Annotated in this window: 16 protein-coding genes and 1 riboswitch; of the genes, 8 read left to right on the plus strand and 8 right to left on the minus strand. The window is 50.3% G+C overall.

Going from position 1 to position 17735, the window contains the following annotated elements:
- The first annotated feature begins 25 nt into the window (after positions 1 to 25).
- Together prmA and ABF86_RS08980 are read left to right on the plus strand one after the other, a co-directional pair.
- Positions 26 to 967: a 50S ribosomal protein L11 methyltransferase gene (prmA, locus tag ABF86_RS08975; RefSeq protein WP_074455821.1), complete on the plus strand. Its 942-nt coding sequence runs from the start codon at positions 26 to 28 to the stop codon at positions 965 to 967.
- On the plus strand, positions 964 to 1716 hold the full coding sequence (locus ABF86_RS08980) for a zinc-ribbon and DUF3426 domain-containing protein (protein WP_074685033.1): 753 nt from the start codon (positions 964 to 966) through the stop codon (positions 1714 to 1716). Before prmA ends, ABF86_RS08980 begins: the two co-directional genes overlap by 4 nt.
- A 54-nt stretch (positions 1717 to 1770) precedes the next feature.
- Here ABF86_RS08980 and ABF86_RS08985 read toward each other — a convergent pair whose 3' ends face one another.
- Genes ABF86_RS08985 through ABF86_RS08995 form a run of 3 tightly spaced genes read right to left on the minus strand, consistent with a single transcriptional unit; the run spans position 1771 to position 4296 of the window.
- Complete coding sequence (locus ABF86_RS08985) at positions 1771 to 3111, minus strand: N-acetylmuramoyl-L-alanine amidase (RefSeq protein ID WP_074455823.1); 1341 nt, start codon at positions 3109 to 3111, stop codon at positions 1771 to 1773.
- Complete coding sequence (gene tsaE / locus ABF86_RS08990; protein WP_074455824.1) at positions 3075 to 3551, minus strand: tRNA (adenosine(37)-N6)-threonylcarbamoyltransferase complex ATPase subunit type 1 TsaE; 477 nt, start codon at positions 3549 to 3551, stop codon at positions 3075 to 3077. The genes ABF86_RS08985 and tsaE overlap by 37 nt, the downstream gene beginning before the upstream one ends.
- A 46-nt stretch (positions 3552 to 3597) precedes the next feature.
- Positions 3598 to 4296 carry an SDR family oxidoreductase gene (locus tag ABF86_RS08995; RefSeq protein ID WP_011634928.1) on the minus strand — a complete coding sequence of 233 codons (699 nt, stop codon included), beginning with the start codon at positions 4294 to 4296 and terminating at the stop codon, positions 3598 to 3600.
- Positions 4297 to 4588: 292 nt separating this feature from the next.
- Between ABF86_RS08995 and metK the strand changes: the two genes are divergently transcribed.
- The 3 genes from metK to metF all read left to right on the plus strand — a co-directional run bounded on the left by metK (position 4589) and on the right by metF (position 8459).
- Positions 4589 to 5752, plus strand: coding sequence for a methionine adenosyltransferase (gene metK, locus ABF86_RS09000; RefSeq protein WP_074685034.1), 1164 nt, complete (start codon positions 4589 to 4591; stop codon positions 5750 to 5752).
- A gap of 41 nt (positions 5753 to 5793) precedes the next feature.
- A riboswitch (S-adenosyl-L-homocysteine riboswitch) is annotated at positions 5794 to 5871 on the plus strand.
- A gap of 16 nt (positions 5872 to 5887) precedes the next feature.
- Entirely contained in the window at positions 5888 to 7324 is a 1437-nt protein-coding gene (ahcY, locus tag ABF86_RS09005) for an adenosylhomocysteinase (RefSeq protein ID WP_074685035.1), read from the plus strand.
- Between the two features lie 280 nt (positions 7325 to 7604).
- On the plus strand, positions 7605 to 8459 hold the full coding sequence (gene metF, locus ABF86_RS09010; protein WP_011634925.1) for a methylenetetrahydrofolate reductase [NAD(P)H]: 855 nt from the start codon (positions 7605 to 7607) through the stop codon (positions 8457 to 8459).
- 295 nt (positions 8460 to 8754) lie between these two features.
- Here the strand turns inward: metF and ABF86_RS09015 are convergent, their stop codons facing one another.
- Positions 8755 to 9450 (minus strand): phospholipase D family protein, encoded by a 696-nt coding sequence (locus tag ABF86_RS09015; RefSeq protein WP_074685036.1) that lies wholly within the window; start codon positions 9448 to 9450, stop codon positions 8755 to 8757.
- A gap of 328 nt (positions 9451 to 9778) precedes the next feature.
- Between ABF86_RS09015 and sbcB the strand changes: the two genes are divergently transcribed.
- The 3 genes from sbcB to ABF86_RS09030 all read left to right on the plus strand — a co-directional run bounded on the left by sbcB (position 9779) and on the right by ABF86_RS09030 (position 12835).
- Positions 9779 to 11233, plus strand: a complete 1455-nt coding sequence (sbcB, locus tag ABF86_RS09020; RefSeq protein WP_074685037.1) for an exodeoxyribonuclease I — start codon at positions 9779 to 9781, stop codon at positions 11231 to 11233.
- A gap of 87 nt (positions 11234 to 11320) precedes the next feature.
- Entirely contained in the window at positions 11321 to 12094 is a 774-nt protein-coding gene (locus ABF86_RS09025) for a 5'-methylthioadenosine/adenosylhomocysteine nucleosidase (RefSeq protein ID WP_160803546.1), read from the plus strand.
- Positions 12095 to 12118: 24 nt separating this feature from the next.
- Entirely contained in the window at positions 12119 to 12835 is a 717-nt protein-coding gene (locus tag ABF86_RS09030) for a SprT family zinc-dependent metalloprotease (RefSeq protein ID WP_160803547.1), read from the plus strand.
- Between the two features lie 25 nt (positions 12836 to 12860).
- Here ABF86_RS09030 and glcF read toward each other — a convergent pair whose 3' ends face one another.
- From glcF to ABF86_RS09050, 4 genes are read right to left on the minus strand one after another with little or no spacing between them, the layout of a single operon-like run.
- Positions 12861 to 14123 (minus strand): glycolate oxidase subunit GlcF, encoded by a 1263-nt coding sequence (gene glcF / locus ABF86_RS09035; protein WP_160803548.1) that lies wholly within the window; start codon positions 14121 to 14123, stop codon positions 12861 to 12863.
- A 3-nt stretch (positions 14124 to 14126) separates the two neighbouring features.
- Positions 14127 to 15227 (minus strand): glycolate oxidase subunit GlcE, encoded by a 1101-nt coding sequence (glcE, locus tag ABF86_RS09040; protein ID WP_011634918.1) that lies wholly within the window; start codon positions 15225 to 15227, stop codon positions 14127 to 14129.
- 24 nt (positions 15228 to 15251) lie between these two features.
- Positions 15252 to 16706 (minus strand): FAD-linked oxidase C-terminal domain-containing protein, encoded by a 1455-nt coding sequence (locus ABF86_RS09045; protein WP_160803549.1) that lies wholly within the window; start codon positions 16704 to 16706, stop codon positions 15252 to 15254.
- Positions 16696 to 17616, minus strand: coding sequence for a 2-hydroxy-3-oxopropionate reductase (locus ABF86_RS09050; protein ID WP_160803550.1), 921 nt, complete (start codon positions 17614 to 17616; stop codon positions 16696 to 16698). The genes ABF86_RS09045 and ABF86_RS09050 overlap by 11 nt, the downstream gene beginning before the upstream one ends.
- Between the last annotated feature and the right edge of the window lie 119 nt (positions 17617 to 17735).

The raw sequence follows: 17735 nt of genomic DNA on the forward strand, positions 1-17735 counted from the left end.
ATAAAACCTGTTACACAGATCAGCTATGTCCTGGCTCTCTCTGACTTTTAAAGTTGGGTCCGATTACGTTGATTCGGTAAGTGATCAGTTGCTGGAGCAGGGCGCACTGTCAGTTGATGTACATGATGCGGGTGAAGGGACTGATCACGAACAACCCTTGTTTGGTGAACCAGGTGCTCTCCCGGAGCAATTCTGGCAACAGGCAGAGGTAACAGTATTGCTCGAGGAAAATACGGATGTTGATGAAATTGTGCAGGCAGTAGCTCGGGTGATGGGGATATCTGCGCTGCCAGACTATCAATTGACGCAAGTAGTGGAACAGGATTGGGTCAGATTGACACAGGCGCAATTCGAGCCAATCAAAATTTCCTCGCGATTGTGGGTCGTTCCATCTTGGCATGATTTACCCGATCCTGCAGCAATTAATCTGCGACTGGATCCGGGACTGGCTTTTGGTACGGGCAGTCATCCGACCACACAGTTGTGCCTGGGCTGGCTGGATAAATTTCTTAAACCTGGCGACAGCGTGCTTGATTATGGCTGTGGCTCCGGGATTCTGGCAATCGCAGCGTTAAAACTGGGGGCTGACCGGGTGATGGGCGTGGATATTGATCCGAATGCCATTACTGCCAGCCTCGAAAATGCCCGGAACAATCTCTGTGATCTGGATAAATTATCATTTACCACTGCGCTATCCTTTTCTGGAGGTGGCGATCCTGCTGATACCAGGCAGCGTCCTGTTTTCGTAGTGGTCGCGAACATTCTGGCTAATCCTCTGATCATGCTGGCCCCTGTTCTGATGAGTGCCTTGCAACCAGGCGGACGTATCGTGCTTTCAGGAATACTGGAAACCCAGGCTGATGAAGTGCTGCAGATTTACAGCGAGTGGTTTGATATGCAGATTGCTGCAAAAGATCAGGGATGGGTACTGCTTGCAGGTCGGAAATCAGTCAATAGGACATCATGACACTGGTGACACGCTGTCCTGGCTGTCATGCGATTTTTCGCCTGACGGGTGGGCAGCTGCATTCGCATAACGGTGATGTGCGCTGCGGGCAGTGTAAGCAAGTATTCAACGGTTTTACAGCACTGATAGCTGTTCCGGTGGCGTGTATTCAACCGCTTGTGATGTTGCCCCAACCGGATCTGGATCAATCCGACCCTGATAATACTGCTGTAATGTCGGTTGCTGAAACACCGCCTCCTGTTGATTATTTTGACATTCAACCGTCTGCGCCAAAAATTTCCCGGCTTTGGCTGGTGCCCAATGCAGTATTGCTGGTATTGCTGCTTGGGCAGATTATGCATGCCTATCGTACAGAAATATTTATTGCTTTCCCTGCATTTCGACCGGTATTGAATGAATATTGCACCCTGATGCAATGTGAGGTTGATTTACCACGTCATCTCCATTTATTGAGCCTGGAATCATCAGACTTGCGTGTCAGTTCTTCCGCTGATCCTGATGTGGTGGAGCTTTCTGCAATTATCCGCAATCATGCGCCTTTCCCGCAAGCGTTACCGGCATTACTGCTAACGCTAACAGATGCTGATGAAAAACTGCTCGCAAGTCGTATTTTTACGGCAAAGGATTATCTGGATTCAGCAGCTGATCAATCAATATTTGCGGGGGAAAGTGAAATACAGGTCCAATGTTTCTTGAATACGAATCAGCTCAATGCTATGGGCTACAAACTGGAGCTGTTTTACCCATAAGCAGACATCTCTATAAAACAGTGTAGTCTGAGAACCGGTAGAGGCTGATATCTCTTATCTGGTATCAGCAACATCCATCCGTGTCTGCCAGGATCCGCTGTTGAAATAGCGTTTAAGTCCGACTGATATCGCATCAACCAATTTATTCTGGTGAATCTCTGAATTAAGTTTGGCTTCTTCAGTCTGGTTGCTGATGAATGCGGTTTCAACCAGAACAGATGGAATATCAGGTGATTTGAGTACTGCAAAACCAGCCTGTTCCACATTTTTTTTGTGCAGATGGCTGATTGTCCCGATTTCATTCAATACGTGATTGGCCAGCCGGATACTGTCATTAATCGTGGCATTCATGGACAGATCAATCAGTGTTTGCTTTAGGTATCGATCTTTGTTATCCAGTTTGACTCCGCCGATCAGATCAACCGCATTTTCCTTTTTGGCCAGCCAGCTCGCTGTGGTGGAAGTGGCACCATTTTCTGATAATGCGTAAATTGATGCACCATGTGCTTCTCTCCGTGGAGCAGCATCAGCATGAATAGATACAAATAAATCGGCATTGGCTTGTCTTGCCTTGATGCGCCGTTCAGCTAGCGATATGAAGTAATCTCCGTCACGAATTAGTACGGAACGCATACCGGGTTCCTTGTCAATTCTGGCCTTGAGTTTTCTGGCGATGGAAAGGGTTATATTTTTTTCCATGGAGCCTTGCGGACCAATTGCTCCCGGATCCTTGCCGCCATGTCCGGCGTCAATTGCGATAGTAATAATCCGGTTCTTTTCAGGTTTGCGGCTGGTTGCTGTCAGGACAGTCTTCGAAGTCGCAGCGGGGGTTACATTGCGGGTATGAGCAGCTGGCGCAGGTTTCTTGTTTTTTTGTATTAATGCTATGAGTGGATCCTGTTCATACGGTTCTGTTGTCAGTTTTTTCGATGGGTAAAGATCCAGCACCAGCCGATGCCCAAATTGATCTACAGGATCAAGCGCGAATGCTTTGGGTACAGCATCTGTTTTTAATTCCACGACCAGCCTGACAGTCCGCGAATTGAAATTGCCGACTCTTAATGCGCCAACCAGGGGATCCCGTGATTCGGTCTTTGCTGGCAAGCTCTTCAGTACATCGGACAATGAAATATTCTCCATGTCCATCACGATTCTTTTGGGTGATTGGAGTGTGCTGACCGAGTATTTAACCGGCTTACTCGATTCCAGTGTCAACCGGGTATACTCGGGCCCCGCCCAGTAGCGTGCTGCCGTGATTTGAGTGCCAGCTGATGTATCGTTGCTATACAAAGCCAGTTGCAGAAGGATAGCTATAACGAAAAATAGAAATGGAGAGCACTGCCTGGTTCCGGGTTGATTCATTCGGATACCTGTTTTTGCCAGCGTGATAAGCATTGTTCTCCTGCCTCCGTTTCCGCCTTGAGTTCGGCGATTCTTCCTGTTCCAGAATAACTGATCCATATTTTCAGATCAGCTGCGTGCAGAAATTCCCCTGCTTTTTCAGGCCATTCGACCAGACAGATGGAATTCTGGTTGAAATACTCCCGGAAGCCTGCTTCTTCCCACTCCAATGGGTCATTGAATCTATAAAAATCAAAGTGATACAAGTATAACTCTGAAAGTTTGTAGATTTCAACCAGGTTATAGGTGGGACTTCTCACCTTGTCATGATGCCCCAGCCCTTTCAATATTCCACGTGCAAGCGTAGTTTTGCCAGCTCCCAGATCACCATAAAGGAATACGGTCAAACCAGGGCGAAGTATAGCTGCAAGCTGCTCTCCCAGGAACAAAGTTGCTGCTTCATCGTCGAGTTGCACAACATAAGATGAGCGCATTTGGTTACCAGTGAAAGTTTGTTGCTTGAAAGGCAGGTAAAAAAGACTACCAAGGGATGTGCTGTCCATCGTAGGCAAGAAATTTGCCTGTATCCGTATGGGTGATTTTATCCAGGATGCCTTTCATGCCGGTCACACTCTGCTTTGCTGTGATTAACGCGCCACGTCCACCCATATCAGTCTGTACCCAGCCTGGATGTAGCAGCACTGAAATAATACCGCGAGGCTGCAGATCAATGGCAAGACTTTTTACCACCATGTTTACGGCAGTTTTGCTGGATCGGTAAATATAACTGCCGCCACGCTGGTTATCGTCGATACTGGCCATTTTGCTGGTGATGGTGGCGATAACTTTCAATTTGCTGCGAGCAACCTGTTTCACCAGGGCTTCTGCCATTCTGAGGGGGGCGAATGTATTGACCCTGAAGGCCTCCATCCAGTCATCATAGTTGATATGACCAAACTCCCCATTTTGTGCAGGTGGATAAACGCCTGCGTTATTAATCAGCACATCAATGGACAAATCATGCAGCTTTTGTGACAACTGATCTATTTCGGCAAGCTCACGTACATCAAGCTGGTAAATAGAAAAATGATCTTTGTACTGCTCAGCCAGCTGATTGAGCGCCATGGCCTGTTGCGGTTGCCGGCAGCAGGCGACTACCTGCCACCCGTCTGCCGCATATTGTGTGGCAAATTCCAATCCGATTCCCCGATTGGCGCCGGTAATCAAAACAGTATTCATGGAAAACTCCTGTACATGGTCAAAATAATCGGCATTTTCCGGGAGCATTGAGATGAAAAAATGACAGATTATTGCATCCGCATTACCTAATCTAGGCAGGGTCAGTAAAAAGAACAATGATTTTCATACGGATTTCTGGAATAATCCGGTTGCTCAACAAGCAGTGCTTTAAGGTAGTTTTGCACTGTACCTTAATAAATAACTGCAGTCTTTGGCCTCAAATCCGGAATTGGTTTTACTCTTGCCTGAGTATTATCTCATTCATATCCAAATTTAATTAACAAAACAAACTATGAGTAACTATCTTTTTACGTCTGAATCCGTATCTGAAGGCCACCCTGATAAGGTGGCCGACCAGATATCGGATGCAATCCTTGATGCAATTCTGCAACAGGATCCTCATGCGCGTGTAGCCTGTGAAACCATGTGCAGTACAGGGCTGATCGTTTTGTCAGGTGAAATAACGACCCATGCTACCATTGATTACAACGTCATCCCACGAGATACGGTGCGTGAAATCGGCTATACCAGTTCCGAGATTGGCTTTGATGCAAGCACCTGCGCGGTGCTGACCGCTTTTAACAAACAGTCTCCCGATATTGCTCTGGGGGTGAATCGCAGCAAGGAAGAGGAGATGGATCAGGGGGCGGGAGATCAGGGACTGATGTTCGGTTATGCCTGTGATGAAACGCCGCAACTAATGCCGCTGCCGATTTACTATGCACATCGTTTGGTTGAACAGCAGGCAAAATTGAGAAAAAGCGGCCAGCTGTCATGGCTGCGTCCGGATGCCAAATCCCAGGTTTCAGTACGCTATATTGACGGGAAACCGAAAAACATAGAAACAGTCGTTATTTCAACCCAGCATGATCCGGATATTTCCAATGGCGATTTGTTTGAAGGAGTTGTCGAGGAAATCATCAAACCTGTATTGCCTGCAGAAATGCTGAGTAGTGATATTCGGTATCTGGTCAATCCTACCGGTCGTTTCGTGGTGGGCGGGCCGATGGGCGATTGCGGACTAACCGGGCGCAAGATCATCGTGGATACTTACGGTGGCACAGCCCATCATGGTGGCGGTGCTTTTTCCGGTAAGGATCCTTCCAAGGTGGATCGCTCAGCAGCTTATGCTGCCCGTTATGTCGCCAAAAATATTGTAGCTGCCGGCCTGGCACGCAAATGTGAAGTTCAGGTGGCTTATGCAATTGGCGTGGCTAAGCCGGTTTCATTAATGTTGGAAACTTTTGGTACCGGTAAAGTTTCAGATGAAAAACTCGCCGAGCTGATCACCCGGAATTTTGATCTGCGCCCCAGAGCGATCATTCATGAACTGAATCTGCTGCGTCCGATTTATAGCAAAACGGCTGCGTATGGCCATTTTGGTCGGGAAGAACCCAGTTTCACCTGGGAGAAAACCGACATTGCAGAGCAGCTTAAAGCGGATGCAGGTATTTGAATATTTTTCATCAACATCATTCAGCGTGAATGATGTTCCATTTGTACCGAGGAGCGCTGCAACGGTCTATCTCGTGAGGCTCGGACAAATGAACAACCCAACAACGGCGCTCTTTCACTTCTCAGGAGATGTGTTATGAGTGCAACAATCAACCCCGTAGTGGACAACTCTGTTTTTACCGACTGCAAGGTGGCTGATTTGTCATTGGCAGATTGGGGCAGAAAGGAAATTGCCATTGCCGAAACTGAAATGCCCGGTTTGATGGCGCTGCGCGAACAGTATGCCGGCAAGAAGCCGCTGGCAGGGGCCAGAATTGCCGGTTCCCTGCACATGACTATCCAGACCGCCGTGTTAATTGAAACACTGGTGGCACTAGGTGCAGAAGTCCGCTGGGCTTCCTGCAATATTTTCTCCACCCAGGATCATGCTGCTGCGGCGATTGCCGCCCGCGATATTCCAGTATTTGCCTACAAGGGAGAATCACTGAAGGAATATTGGGACTACGCTCACCAGATATTTGAATGGACCAGTGATGGCTCGCATGCCGCCAATATGATTCTAGATGATGGCGGGGATGCCACCTTACTGCTCATCCTTGGCAGCAGGGCTGAACGCGATCCTTCCGTGATTGCCAATCCGTCCAATGAGGAAGAACAGGTACTGTTTGCTTCCATCCGTAGCCGTCTTACCAGCCATCCGGGCTGGTACTCGCGTAACCTTGCCGGAATTCGCGGTGTGACAGAAGAAACCACAACCGGTGTACATCGCCTGTACGAAATGGAAAAGAAAGGTGAACTTCCATTCCCGGCGATCAATGTCAATGATTCAGTCACCAAATCCAAATTCGATAATCTTTATGGTTGCCGTGAATCATTGGTGGATGGCATCAAACGCGCAACCGATGTAATGATTGCCGGAAAAATAGCTGTGATTTGTGGTTATGGCGATGTCGGCAAAGGCTGTGCGCAGTCATTGCGCGGCCTGGGAGCAACTGTCTGGATTACCGAGATTGATCCAATCTGTGCATTGCAGGCGGCGATGGAAGGATATCGTGTGGTGACCATGGACGATGCCTGTGATAAAGCAGATATTTTCGTCACCGCCACCGGCAATCTGCGTGTGATCACCCATGACCACATGCTGAAAATGAAGGATCAGGCGATCGTATGCAACATCGGCCACTTCGATTCTGAAATCGATATTGCCTCAGTTCAGAAGTACCAGTGGGAAAACATCAAGCCACAGGTTGATCATGTCATCTTCCCGACTGGCCGCCGCATCATCGTGCTGGCACAAGGACGTCTCGTTAATCTGGGGTGTGCTACCGGCCATCCGTCTTTTGTCATGTCCAGCTCCTTCACCAATCAGGTGCTGGCGCAGATGGAACTCTGGCAAAACGGTAAAGATTACCAGAAGAAGGTGTATGTACTTCCTAAACAGCTGGATGAAATGGTTGCGCGTCTGCATCTGGGTAAACTGGGTGTGAAGCTGACCGAACTGACCGACGAGCAGGCGCACTACCTCAATCTCGATAAAAACGGACCTTATAAACCCGAGATGTACCGTTATTGAGTTTGAGTGGTTGAACTGATTGAAGCCGGAGAAATCGCTGTCAAAGCGACAGTTGTATTCCCCCGGCTTTATCCCGGGTTCTTCATCAGGGCAGAAGATGCGAAATTCAACAGGTGACAAAATACCGTCTTTGCGAGCACTGTAGGTGTCAAGCAATCCAGCAGATTTTGAAAGGTTGTTTTTCGCTGCTGCAAGGATCTGATGGAAAATTTGGGTTTTATTTCATAGATTCTCACTACTGCTTCCTTTGAAGGGAAGTGGCCAATGGAAGTAAGTCCAGATGTTATCCCAGAAAAATTTTACGCCCACATTCAGTTTTGAGTTTTTCCCGCCGCAGACACCGGAAGGCATGGAAAAACTGCGGGCAACGCGTATACAACTTGCCCGCTTCAACCCGAAGTTCTTTTCGGTAACATTCGGTGCAGGTGGCTCCACTCGGGAGCGGACGCTGGAAACCGTGCTGGAAATCCAGGCAGAAGGTTCCCCGGTAGCGCCGCATCTATCCTGTATCGGTTCCACTCGCGACAATATCCGCTCCATTCTTGAAAAATATCACAGCCACAATATCCGCCACATTATCGCGTTGCGTGGTGATCTGCCTTCGGGCATGGCGCAGGCGGGTGAATTCCGCTATGCCAATGAGCTGGTGGCATTTATCCGCAAGGAGTTCGGCGATACTTTCTGGATCGAAGTGGCAGCTTATCCGGAATATCATCCACAGGCACGTTCCGCACTGGAGGATTTCACCAACTTCAGACGAAAAGTTGAGGCAGGTGCCAATGCAGCGATTACCCAGTTTTTCTATAACGTCGATGCCTATCTGCATTTCGTAGAGATGTGCGAAGCTGCGAATATCAGTGTCCCAATCGTTCCCGGCATCATGCCGATCAGCAAATTTTCCCAACTGGCAAGATTTTCCGATGGCTGTGGAGCGGAGATACCCCGCTGGATTCGCAAAAAACTGGAGAGCTTTGGTGATGACATCCCTTCCATCCAGGCATTTGGGCTGGATGTGGTCACCGCACTTTGTGCGCGCCTGCTGGAAGCCGGTGCACCCGGCCTGCATTTCTACACGCTTAACTCGGCCGTACTACCCACAAAAATCTGGCAGCGGTTGGGGCTAACGGGGCATTGAAAAAAATGTAACGGCTTTCTGCGGATTATTATTTGGTAGCCAAAGAGAAAGGTTAGATCATTTTGAATTTACTTGTTTATATATCCACATGAAGCAAGGTAGTTGGCACACTCCTCAGGGGTGAACAGATCCAACACTTTGATGTGGTTTCATTAAACCACATCAAAACAGTATTGGCCTGAATGAATTGTTATATGGGGGTGGGCTAACAAATACTTTACAAATCATTTGTCTCATGTTTGAGGGTGGCTCCTGAAGAATATTCTGGATGTGGTATATGAATGGCTGATAATTATTACAGTCGGAAGCTTTCAGGCCAAAGGAAATAAGGGCCATACTTTGGACTCATGCGGAATTCACCCCCGGCATTTTTCCCTTTGAATGTGATGTAATTTTTACCGTCCCGTACTTCGAGATAACCAGCGTGCGTCAATTGCTCTATAAGATCGATAGTTTTGATTCCGATCTTTTGCGCCAGCTTGGAAGTTGTTAGCTTGTCTGTGGACTGCTCATCGGCTTCAGCTGTTGATTCCGATTCCTTTCCGATGGTCTCGACTGAAATGCGTACTTCATCACTGATACGGATGATGCGTTGTGCTTCTTCGTAAGCTTCCTGATAAAGCTCGGCATCTTCAGAGCGCTGAATGAGCACACCCATTTCGTTGTTGTTAACTTGACTGAATTCGTAGAGATTCAAGCTGGTGATAATGCATAATTCTTCATTGAGATAGCATTTTGCGTGCAGGTTCTTGCAAAAACTAGTCCATAAATAGAAGAGTTCAGTAAGCCAGCTAATTTCTTCTGGCTGGAGTTCACTTTTTCCGTAGACGACTCTTACGTCAATTTTCAGGCGATTTTTATCTTCCAGCAATTCTTTGATTCTGTCATTCAGGCGAAGGAATGGGCTGATGAGGATGAGCCGATCCTTTGCACTTTTTATGAGTTCTTCGAGGAAGTAATTTGTCGCACTTGTGTTGAGGAACTTTACCATTGTAGATCCATGAATGAATAATTTAATGAAAATATTAATGTAATCTATACGACATCAAATGCCCGGTTCAGGCTGATAAAATAGATCTGTTGATAGCCATATTTAACGGGGGTTTGGTGCAAAGCTTTAACCAGGATGGACATGTATAGATATTTTTCTGTACCTATACGCTAAAAGGTAGGAAAGCAGCTTTGAAACAAGCGATATATGTTCTCTGGGCAGATCAGGATTGATTCGAGATTTTTGTTAAGACCCGGTTATTCAGGAATGGATCGGGAAAATAAATCCGCGTTTTCCAACCTGTTACGGACTAACCACCATTATACGAATGGATACCTCAACACTCTACTGGCATGATTATGAAACCTCCGGTGCGAACCCTCGTCAGGATCGGCCGGTTCAGTTTGCTGGGCTGAGGACGGATGAAGCGCTCAATGAAATTGGCGATCCGCTGGTGATTTATTGCAAACCGGCGCGTGATCGGCTGCCGCATCCGGAAGCTTGTCTGCTTACCGGTATCACACCACAAATGGCAGCAACCAGAGGGTTGCCGGAACCGGAATTCATCGCACTGATTCATGCACAGCTGGTACAACCGGGTACCTGCGGGGTGGGCTATAACACGCTACGGTTTGATGATGAAGTCACCCGCTTTGCGCTGTATCGCAATTTCTACGATCCCTATGCACGCGAATGGCAGTCCGGCAATTCGCGCTGGGATGTGATTGACCTCGCCCGCATGACTTTTGCTCTGCGTCCGGAAGGCATCAACTGGCCGGTCAATGGGGAAGGGAAGCCTAGTTTCCGATTGGAGGATATTACCGCTGCCAACGGGTTAATGCATGATAGTGCGCACGATGCGTTATCCGATGTTCGCGCCACCATCGCACTGGCTCGCTTGCTACGTGACCGGCAGCCGCGTTTGTATGACTGGCTGTTCCGTTTGCGGGATAAGCGTGAAGCATCTCGTCTGCTCGATCTGACAGCACATACCCCGGTATTGCATACCTCGCGTATGTATCCATCCGAACAAGGTTGCACCACGCTGGTGATGCCGCTGCTGCCTGAAACAGGCAATACCAACAGTATTCTGGTTTACGACTTGCGGCACGATCCTGTTGAATTTATGCAGCTGAATGTTGATGCGCTGGTGGAACGTCTGTTCACGCCCAAATTGGAATTGGCGGAAGGGCAGCAGCGCCTGCCGGTCAAGACGATTAGGCTGAATAAATGCCCGGCACTGGCGCCACAGAAAGTTCTGAATGATGAAGTCGCCAATCGAATTGGATTGAATATTGAACAGTGCCAGCAGCATTGGCAATTGTTGCAGCAAAACCCTGATTTTATGCAGCGGATCAGGCAAGCGTATGCAAATGGCAAGATTTTTCCAGAAAATGATGCCGATCTGGCGTTGTACGATGGTTTTGCAAACGATCACGACCGTAACCTGTTCCCGCTTGTGCGCGATTCAGAACCGGAGAGACTGATTGATCTCTCAGAAGAATTTCAGGATGGACGTTATGCTGAACTGCTGTTTCGCTATCGTGCCCGCAACTTTCCCGATACCTTGTCGGCCCAGGAAAAACACCGCTGGCAAGTTCATTGCCGCAGACAGTTTGGTGAAGATGCCATCAACGACAGTCTGACATTAAACGAATATCATCAGAAGCTGATACAACTGCGTACCGATTGTCCGCAACAGGCGCAGCAGGAAGTTCTGAATGAACTGGAAGCATGGGGCAGGGCGCTGGCGCAGGAAAATGATCTGCCCTGGCCCGATTAACTGTTCTTCTATGAGCAATCTTCTATGAGCAATGCCGATGCGAAATTGGGTTACATCAAAAATTTCCGGATTTTTTAATACCTATCAATGACTACAGCAATTTTGAGCGCTTTACCAGAAGAACAGGGCGGTTTGGTACAGACGCTGGAGCAACGGGAGCAGTTTCAGTATGCGGGGCGTGTATTTTGGCGCGGTCGTCTGCATGGCCAGACAGTGGTGCTGGGATTATCTGGCATTGGCAAGGTGGCAGCGGCGACAACAGCTGTTGTGCTGTTTGAACGATTGGGTGCGCAGCGCATCGTGTTTACGGGTGTGGCTGGTGGTATGGGGGAAGGTGTGCAGGTGGGTGATGTGGTCATCGCTACGCAATTTCTGCAGCACGATATGGATGCATCGCCCATTTTCCCGCGTTGGGAAGTACCAGGTTATGGCTGTACACAATTTGCCTGCGATCCGGAACTGTCTACTCTATTATTTGCAGCGGCGCACGCTTATCTGACAAATACCCAAGCTGATATACCTCGGAGCAGTGGTGTCGCGCGCACTCATTTAGCGCGGGTGCACCAGGGTTTAATCGTCAGTGGAGATCGTTTTGTCAGTACCTTGGCTGAATCAATTGCGCTGCGTACCACGCTCGCCGCAGCCGGCCACCAGGCGCTCGCTGTCGAGATGGAAGGCGCTGCAGTAGCACAGGTGTGCAGTGACTTTGGCAAACCGTTCGCTGCCGTGCGCACCATTTCTGATCGCGCCGATGACAGCGCTCACATCGATTTCCCGCGCTTCATCTGTGAGGTTGCACGACCTTATGCAGATCACATCATCGCAGGCTTTTTGCAGCGACAGTTGGTCGGGGTTGCATAGAATCAAAGATGAGCGGAGTGACTGGTGAGCGAGCAGATCAAGCTGGGAGATCTTACGATTTTCATACAACGCAGGGTAGTGAAGCATGTTTACCTGCGGGTGCACCCGCCGGATGGCCGGGTGACACTGGTTGCGCCTTTTGGAGCCAGGTTGGAGAGGATCCATGCCTTTGCTGTTTCAAAACTATCCTGGATTCAAAAGCAGCAGACAAAACTGCAATCGCAGGTTAGAGAAGCACCCCGGCAGTTGGTTGAGCATGAAAGCCATACCGTATGGGGTCATCATTATGTGCTGCAGGTGGTGGAGAAACAAGCCAAACCTTGTGTGTTGCTGAATCAGCAGTCCATCATCCTGCAGGTGCGTCCGGGCAGTGATTTATCCAGGCGTGCCGCGGTGATGCATGCCTGGTACAAATCCTTGCTGCATGGTGTGGTGCCCGGTTTGATCGAGCAATGGCAGGATCGGCTGGGTGTGAGTGTGTCTGCCTATTTTTTGCAGCGAATGAAAACCCGTTGGGGTAGTTGTAACCCGCGTACCCGCCATATCCGGCTGAATACCGATCTGGTCACCAGACCGAAGGATTTACTTGAGTATATTGTCGTGCACGAGATGGTTCATTTACTTGAAGCATCACATAACAAACGGTTTGTTGCATTGATGGATCAGTATTATCCAGCCTGGCGCGAGGCCACGGCGGAGCTGAATCAATTGCCGCTGGCGGCGGTGCGGCCGCGCGGATAAAGAGCGTTTCCCTGATGTTTGGGGATTATCCGCCCAGGGTTTCATCCAGCAGTTCAATCCAGTGGCGTACAGGCAGCCGGGTGCCGCCTTGCAGGTGTATCTGGCAGCCGATATTGGCGGTAACCACCAGATCGGGGTTTTCCATGGTCAATGCAGTAATCTTGTTATCACGTAGCTGACGAGAAAGTTTGGGTTGCAGGATGGAATAGGTGCCCGCTGAACCGCAGCAGAGATGGGGGTCAGCGACTTTGGTGAGGTTAAAGCCTGCTGCTTGCAGAATCGGTTCGACTTTTCCTTTTAGTTTCATGCCATGTTGTAAGGTGCAGGGGGCATGAAAGGCAAGGTTGCGTGGGAACGAGGAGGATGTCGATGCGGTTTTTGCTGCTTCCAACAACGGAATCAGTGTGGAGGTTTCGGCCGTGATGATTTCACTGATGTCGCGGGTCAGGCTGGAAATTCGTTCTGCTTTCTCGGCATAAACTGGGTCGTGTTGCAGCAGATGTCCGTAATCCTTGACAGTGACGCCGCAGCCGCTGGCCGTGACGATAATGGCCTCAACCGGATTCTCGGATCGCGTGACAAAAGGCCACCATGCATCGATATTGCGGCGCATGGCGTTCAATCCTTCTTCCTGCGCATTAAGGTGATAAGCCAGTGCACCGCAGCAGCCGGCCTGTTCCGCGGTGATGACCGAGATGCCGAGCCTGTCCAGCACGCGTGTGGTAGCGTGGTTGGTGTTGGGTGTCATGGCCGGCTGTACACAACCAGCGAGTATCAGCATGGAGCGTGTGTGGGTTTTGCCGGAGAGGCTGCGTGCAGTTACCGGCTTCGGTAAGATCGTTCTTTTCAGCCGGACGGGGAGCAGCGGGCGACTCAAGCGGGCAACGCCCATGAAAAAGCTGGAGAGAGTACGGTTGGGCAGCAGTTTGCGCAAGGTATAGCGCTTGAATGTTGCATAAGGCGTACGCTGGATTTGCTGTTCGACCATGCCCCGGCCGATATCAAGCAGACGCCCGTACTGTACCCCGGATGGACAGGTGGTTTCGCAGGCGCGACAGGTCAGGCAGCGATCGAGATGCAGCTGCGTTTTTTCTGTTACCTCCTGGCCTTCCAGCATCTGCTTGATCAGATAAATTCGCCCACGCGGGCTATCCAGCTCGTTTCCCAGCAGTTGGTAGGTGGGGCAGGTAGCAAGGCAGAAGCCACAATGCACACAACTGCGCAGAATGGCATCGGCTTCCTTGCCTTCCGGGGTGTCTTTAATCAGATCAGTCAAACGGGTTTGCATGGTTTAAAACTCGGCATACAGTCGTTGCGGATTCAGAATACCTGCCGGATCAAACTGCTGCTTCAGTCTCTGGTGGATTTTAAGCAGGGCAGGGGAAAGCGGGTGAAATACGGGGGTTGCGGTTTTATTGCCATGGAGTAGAGTGGCATGGCCGCCGGCACCGGAAGCAAGGTTGCGGATCTTGGCAGCATCGGTATCTTCGTCTGTCACCAGCCAGCGCAGTGCACCGCCCCATTCAATCAGTTGTTCACCTGGCAGCGAAAGCGGAGGGGTGGTCGATTGGATCGACAGCCGCCACAGCGATTTGCCATTCGATTTTCCTTGCTGGAAAAACGGATGGGTGTGATCCCTGACGGATTTCCAGAAATTTTCCTCACAACTTCCCTTATCTTTAATTTCATCTCCGCCCAGTCTGGCATGTGCCGTGTGCACGGCGGATTCAGCACCGGAAAGCCGGACATAAAGCTGATTCTCATGAAAACAGGTAGCGGAAACCGGCAGCGGTTCAGCTGCACAGCGGCGCATGATTCCGATCGCTTGGGGCATGTTGGTCTGAATGCACAGGGTGCGTTCTACAGCCGGCTTAGGGAGTACCTTAAGTGACACTTCGAGCAATACCCCCAGCGTGCCCATGGCGCCTGTCATCAGGCGGGAGACATCATAACCGGCCACGTTCTTCATGACACGCCCCCCAAAAGACAGGGTTCTGCCCTGGCCATCCAGCAATCCGATACCTAATACATAGTCGCGTACTGCGCCGGTGTAGGCGCGTCTGGGGCCGGATAATCCGGCAGCGACACAGCCGCCCAGCGTAGCGGATGTATTGAAGCAAGGAGGTTCAAAAGCCAGCATCTGACCATGATCATGCAGCAGCTTCTCCAGCTCGGCCAGCGGTGTTCCGGCGCGAGCAGTGATAACCAACTCACTGGGTTCATAATCGACGATTCCCTGCCAGGTAGCTGTGTTGAGCGCGGGAGGTTGCAACGCCTGCGGGTTGCCGTAAAAATCCTTGCTGCCGCCTCCCCGGATGCATAACGCCTGTTTATATTCGGCTGCTTCTGTAACGGTCTGGATGAGCTGATCGAGAATGGTTTGATCTTGCATAAATTAGAACTTGGGTATGTCTGATTAGAACCTGGGTATGTCTGGAAATTTTTCAGCGCCTCGATGGACATGCATCGCCCCGAATTCGGCGCAACGGTGCAGTTCGGGAATGGCTTTGCCTGGATTGAGCAGCGATTGCGGATCGAATGCCGCCTTGACCGCATGGAACAGATCACGTTCGGCATCATTGAATTGTAGGCACATCTGGTTGAGTTTTTCGATGCCTACACCGTGTTCGCCGGTCAATGATCCGCCGGATTGAATGCAGATTTCCAGTATGCGTGCGCCAAAGGCTTCTGCTTTCTCCAGTTCGCCCGGCTGATTGGCGTCGTACAGAATCAGCGGGTGCAGATTACCGTCTCCCGCGTGAAACACATTCATGCAGCGCAGACCGTATTCAGCTGAAAGTTGCTCAATTTGTTCCAGCACATGTGCCAAATGCTTGCGTGGAATGGTGCCGTCCATACAGTAGTAATCCGGTGAAACCCGGCCGGCTGCCGGAAAGGCGGCTTTCCGTCCGGCCCAGAAAAGCTGCCGTTCGGCTTCATCTCGCGCAAGGCTGATCCGGACAGCGCCACTGGCTTGCAGAATGGTCTGGATCTGTTTGATTTCATCGGCTACTTCTTCCGCCATGCCGTCAGATTCGCACAGCAAAATCGCTGCACCTTCAAGATCGTAGCCTGCGTGTACGAAATCCTCGACGGCGTGGATGGTAATTTTATCCATCATCTCCATACCGGCCGGAATAATACCTGCCTGAATGACGTTGGCGACAGCATCCCCGGCTTTGCTGATATCGTCGAACACGGCCATGGCCAATTTCACTGTTTCCGGTTTGGGAAGCAGTTTTACCGTGATTTCGGTGACAATGCCCAGCATGCCTTCGCTGCCTGTCATCAGTGCAAGCAAATCAAAACCGGGGCTATCGAGTGCGTCAGCACCGATTTCCAGCATGTCACCTTCAATTGTCAGTACACGCAAGCGTAAAATGTTATGAACGGTGAGTCCATACTTGAGGCAGTGCACCCCCCCGGAGTTTTCCGCCACATTTCCGCCAATACTACAGGCGATCTGTGAGGAAGGATCGGGTGCGTAATACATTCCATAGCTTGCAGCGGCTTCGCTGATGGCCAGGTTACGCACACCAGGTTGAACACGTGCAGTGCAGGCAGCAGGATCGATATCCAGAATGCGGTTCAGTCTGGCCAATGACAGTAAAATGCCTTCTGCGTGAGGTAGTGCCCCACCGGACAGACCGGTGCCGGAGCCGCGTGCCACGACCGGAACCTGTCCGGCATGACAGATTTGCAGGATAGCGGCAATTTCAGCTTCTGTGCGCGGCAGCACGACAATCATGGGCATCTGCCGGTAGGCGGACAGGGCATCACATTCATACGGCCTTAAATCTTCCTCCTCGTAAAGTATCGCTTCTTCAGGCAGAAACTTCAGAAAGGCTGTAATCAGTTGCTTACGATTCATGAGAGGTTGCTGTGGATGGATTGATAGTATGTCCGGCCAATTTTTCGAGGATACGCACGATGACTGAGCTATCCAGCATCGTGTCTTCCTGTGCAACGCAGGCGTTATAAAGCGATTGAGTCAGCGCAGTACCCGGCAGGCTGACGCCTAGCTCCGTAGCGCAATCCAGTGCAATCCCCAGATCCTTCATGTGCAAATCGACGCGAAAGCCAGGTGTGAAGGCGTGTTTGAGCATACGCTCCCCGTGTACTTCCAGAATGCGCGAAGCAGCAAATCCACCCAGCAACGCTTGTCTGACCTTGTTTGGATCCGCCCCGGCCTTGGAAGCAAATACCAGCGCTTCGGCCACTGCTTCAAGCGTCAGGGCGGAAATGATCTGATTGGCTGCCTTGCAGATCTGTCCAGTACCTGGCTCGCCGATGCGGGTGACGGTTTTTCCCATTAACGCCAGGATGGGTTCGATTCTTGCAAAAACCGGTTCAGTTGCGCCGACCATGATGGTTAGCGCGGCGTTCCGGGCGCCGATATCGCCGCCTGATACGGGGGCATCTGCATAATCATGCCCGGATTGGTTGATTCGTCTGACGAAATCGCGGGTTCTAATTGGTGAAATCGTACTCATGTCGATGATAATTTTCGATCGGGCTGAATCTGTGGAAAGGCCCGACATGACACCGTTTTCAGCAAACAGCACTTTTTCGACATCTGACGTATCCGGTAACATCAGAATAATAATATCCGTCTGCTCTGCGACAGCCTTGGGTGTAGGGCAGGCAATTCCACCCAGGGCTGTCAACTCATCGGGCACGCCACTGCGGGAATGGAGATAAGCCGGGTGGCCTCCCCGGATAAGATGGCTGACCATGGGTTTTCCCATGATACCCAGACCAATAAAACCGATATTTTTCATGTTGAACAGTGTGACTGAGAAAATGGGTCTTTATCTGCGATTAAGTGATTCCGGCAAAACAGGTAAACTGCTTGCCGGCTGGTTCATCCGGATTTGTCTATGTCCGCACGATCCGCCGC

This window comes from Nitrosomonas sp. GH22, from assembly GCF_009833115.1.
GTDB classification, from domain to species: Bacteria; Pseudomonadota; Gammaproteobacteria; order Burkholderiales; family Nitrosomonadaceae; genus Nitrosomonas; species Nitrosomonas eutropha.

Excerpts from the sequence above, each read along its gene's own strand:
- ABF86_RS09025 (WP_160803546.1), top strand. The coding sequence starts at position 11,321 with ATGACTACAGCAATTTTGAGCGCTTTACCAGAAGAACAGGGCGGTTTG.
- ABF86_RS09015 (WP_074685036.1), bottom strand. The coding sequence starts at position 9,450 with ATGGTAAAGTTCCTCAACACAAGTGCGACAAATTACTTCCTCGAAGAA.
- ABF86_RS08995 (WP_011634928.1), bottom strand. The coding sequence starts at position 4,296 with ATGAATACTGTTTTGATTACCGGCGCCAATCGGGGAATCGGATTGGAA.
- ABF86_RS08985 (WP_074455823.1), bottom strand. The coding sequence starts at position 3,111 with ATGCTTATCACGCTGGCAAAAACAGGTATCCGAATGAATCAACCCGGA.
- glcF (WP_160803548.1), bottom strand. The coding sequence starts at position 14,123 with ATGCAAACCCGTTTGACTGATCTGATTAAAGACACCCCGGAAGGCAAG.
- metF (WP_011634925.1), top strand. The coding sequence starts at position 7,605 with ATGTTATCCCAGAAAAATTTTACGCCCACATTCAGTTTTGAGTTTTTC.
- ABF86_RS08980 (WP_074685033.1), top strand. The coding sequence starts at position 964 with ATGACACTGGTGACACGCTGTCCTGGCTGTCATGCGATTTTTCGCCTG.
- ABF86_RS09045 (WP_160803549.1), bottom strand. The coding sequence starts at position 16,706 with ATGAATCGTAAGCAACTGATTACAGCCTTTCTGAAGTTTCTGCCTGAA.
- sbcB (WP_074685037.1), top strand. The coding sequence starts at position 9,779 with ATGGATACCTCAACACTCTACTGGCATGATTATGAAACCTCCGGTGCG.
- glcE (WP_011634918.1), bottom strand. The coding sequence starts at position 15,227 with ATGCAAGATCAAACCATTCTCGATCAGCTCATCCAGACCGTTACAGAA.
- prmA (WP_074455821.1), top strand. The coding sequence starts at position 26 with ATGTCCTGGCTCTCTCTGACTTTTAAAGTTGGGTCCGATTACGTTGAT.
- metK (WP_074685034.1), top strand. The coding sequence starts at position 4,589 with ATGAGTAACTATCTTTTTACGTCTGAATCCGTATCTGAAGGCCACCCT.
- ahcY (WP_074685035.1), top strand. The coding sequence starts at position 5,888 with ATGAGTGCAACAATCAACCCCGTAGTGGACAACTCTGTTTTTACCGAC.
- ABF86_RS09050 (WP_160803550.1), bottom strand. The coding sequence starts at position 17,616 with ATGAAAAATATCGGTTTTATTGGTCTGGGTATCATGGGAAAACCCATG.
- tsaE (WP_074455824.1), bottom strand. The coding sequence starts at position 3,551 with ATGCGCTCATCTTATGTTGTGCAACTCGACGATGAAGCAGCAACTTTG.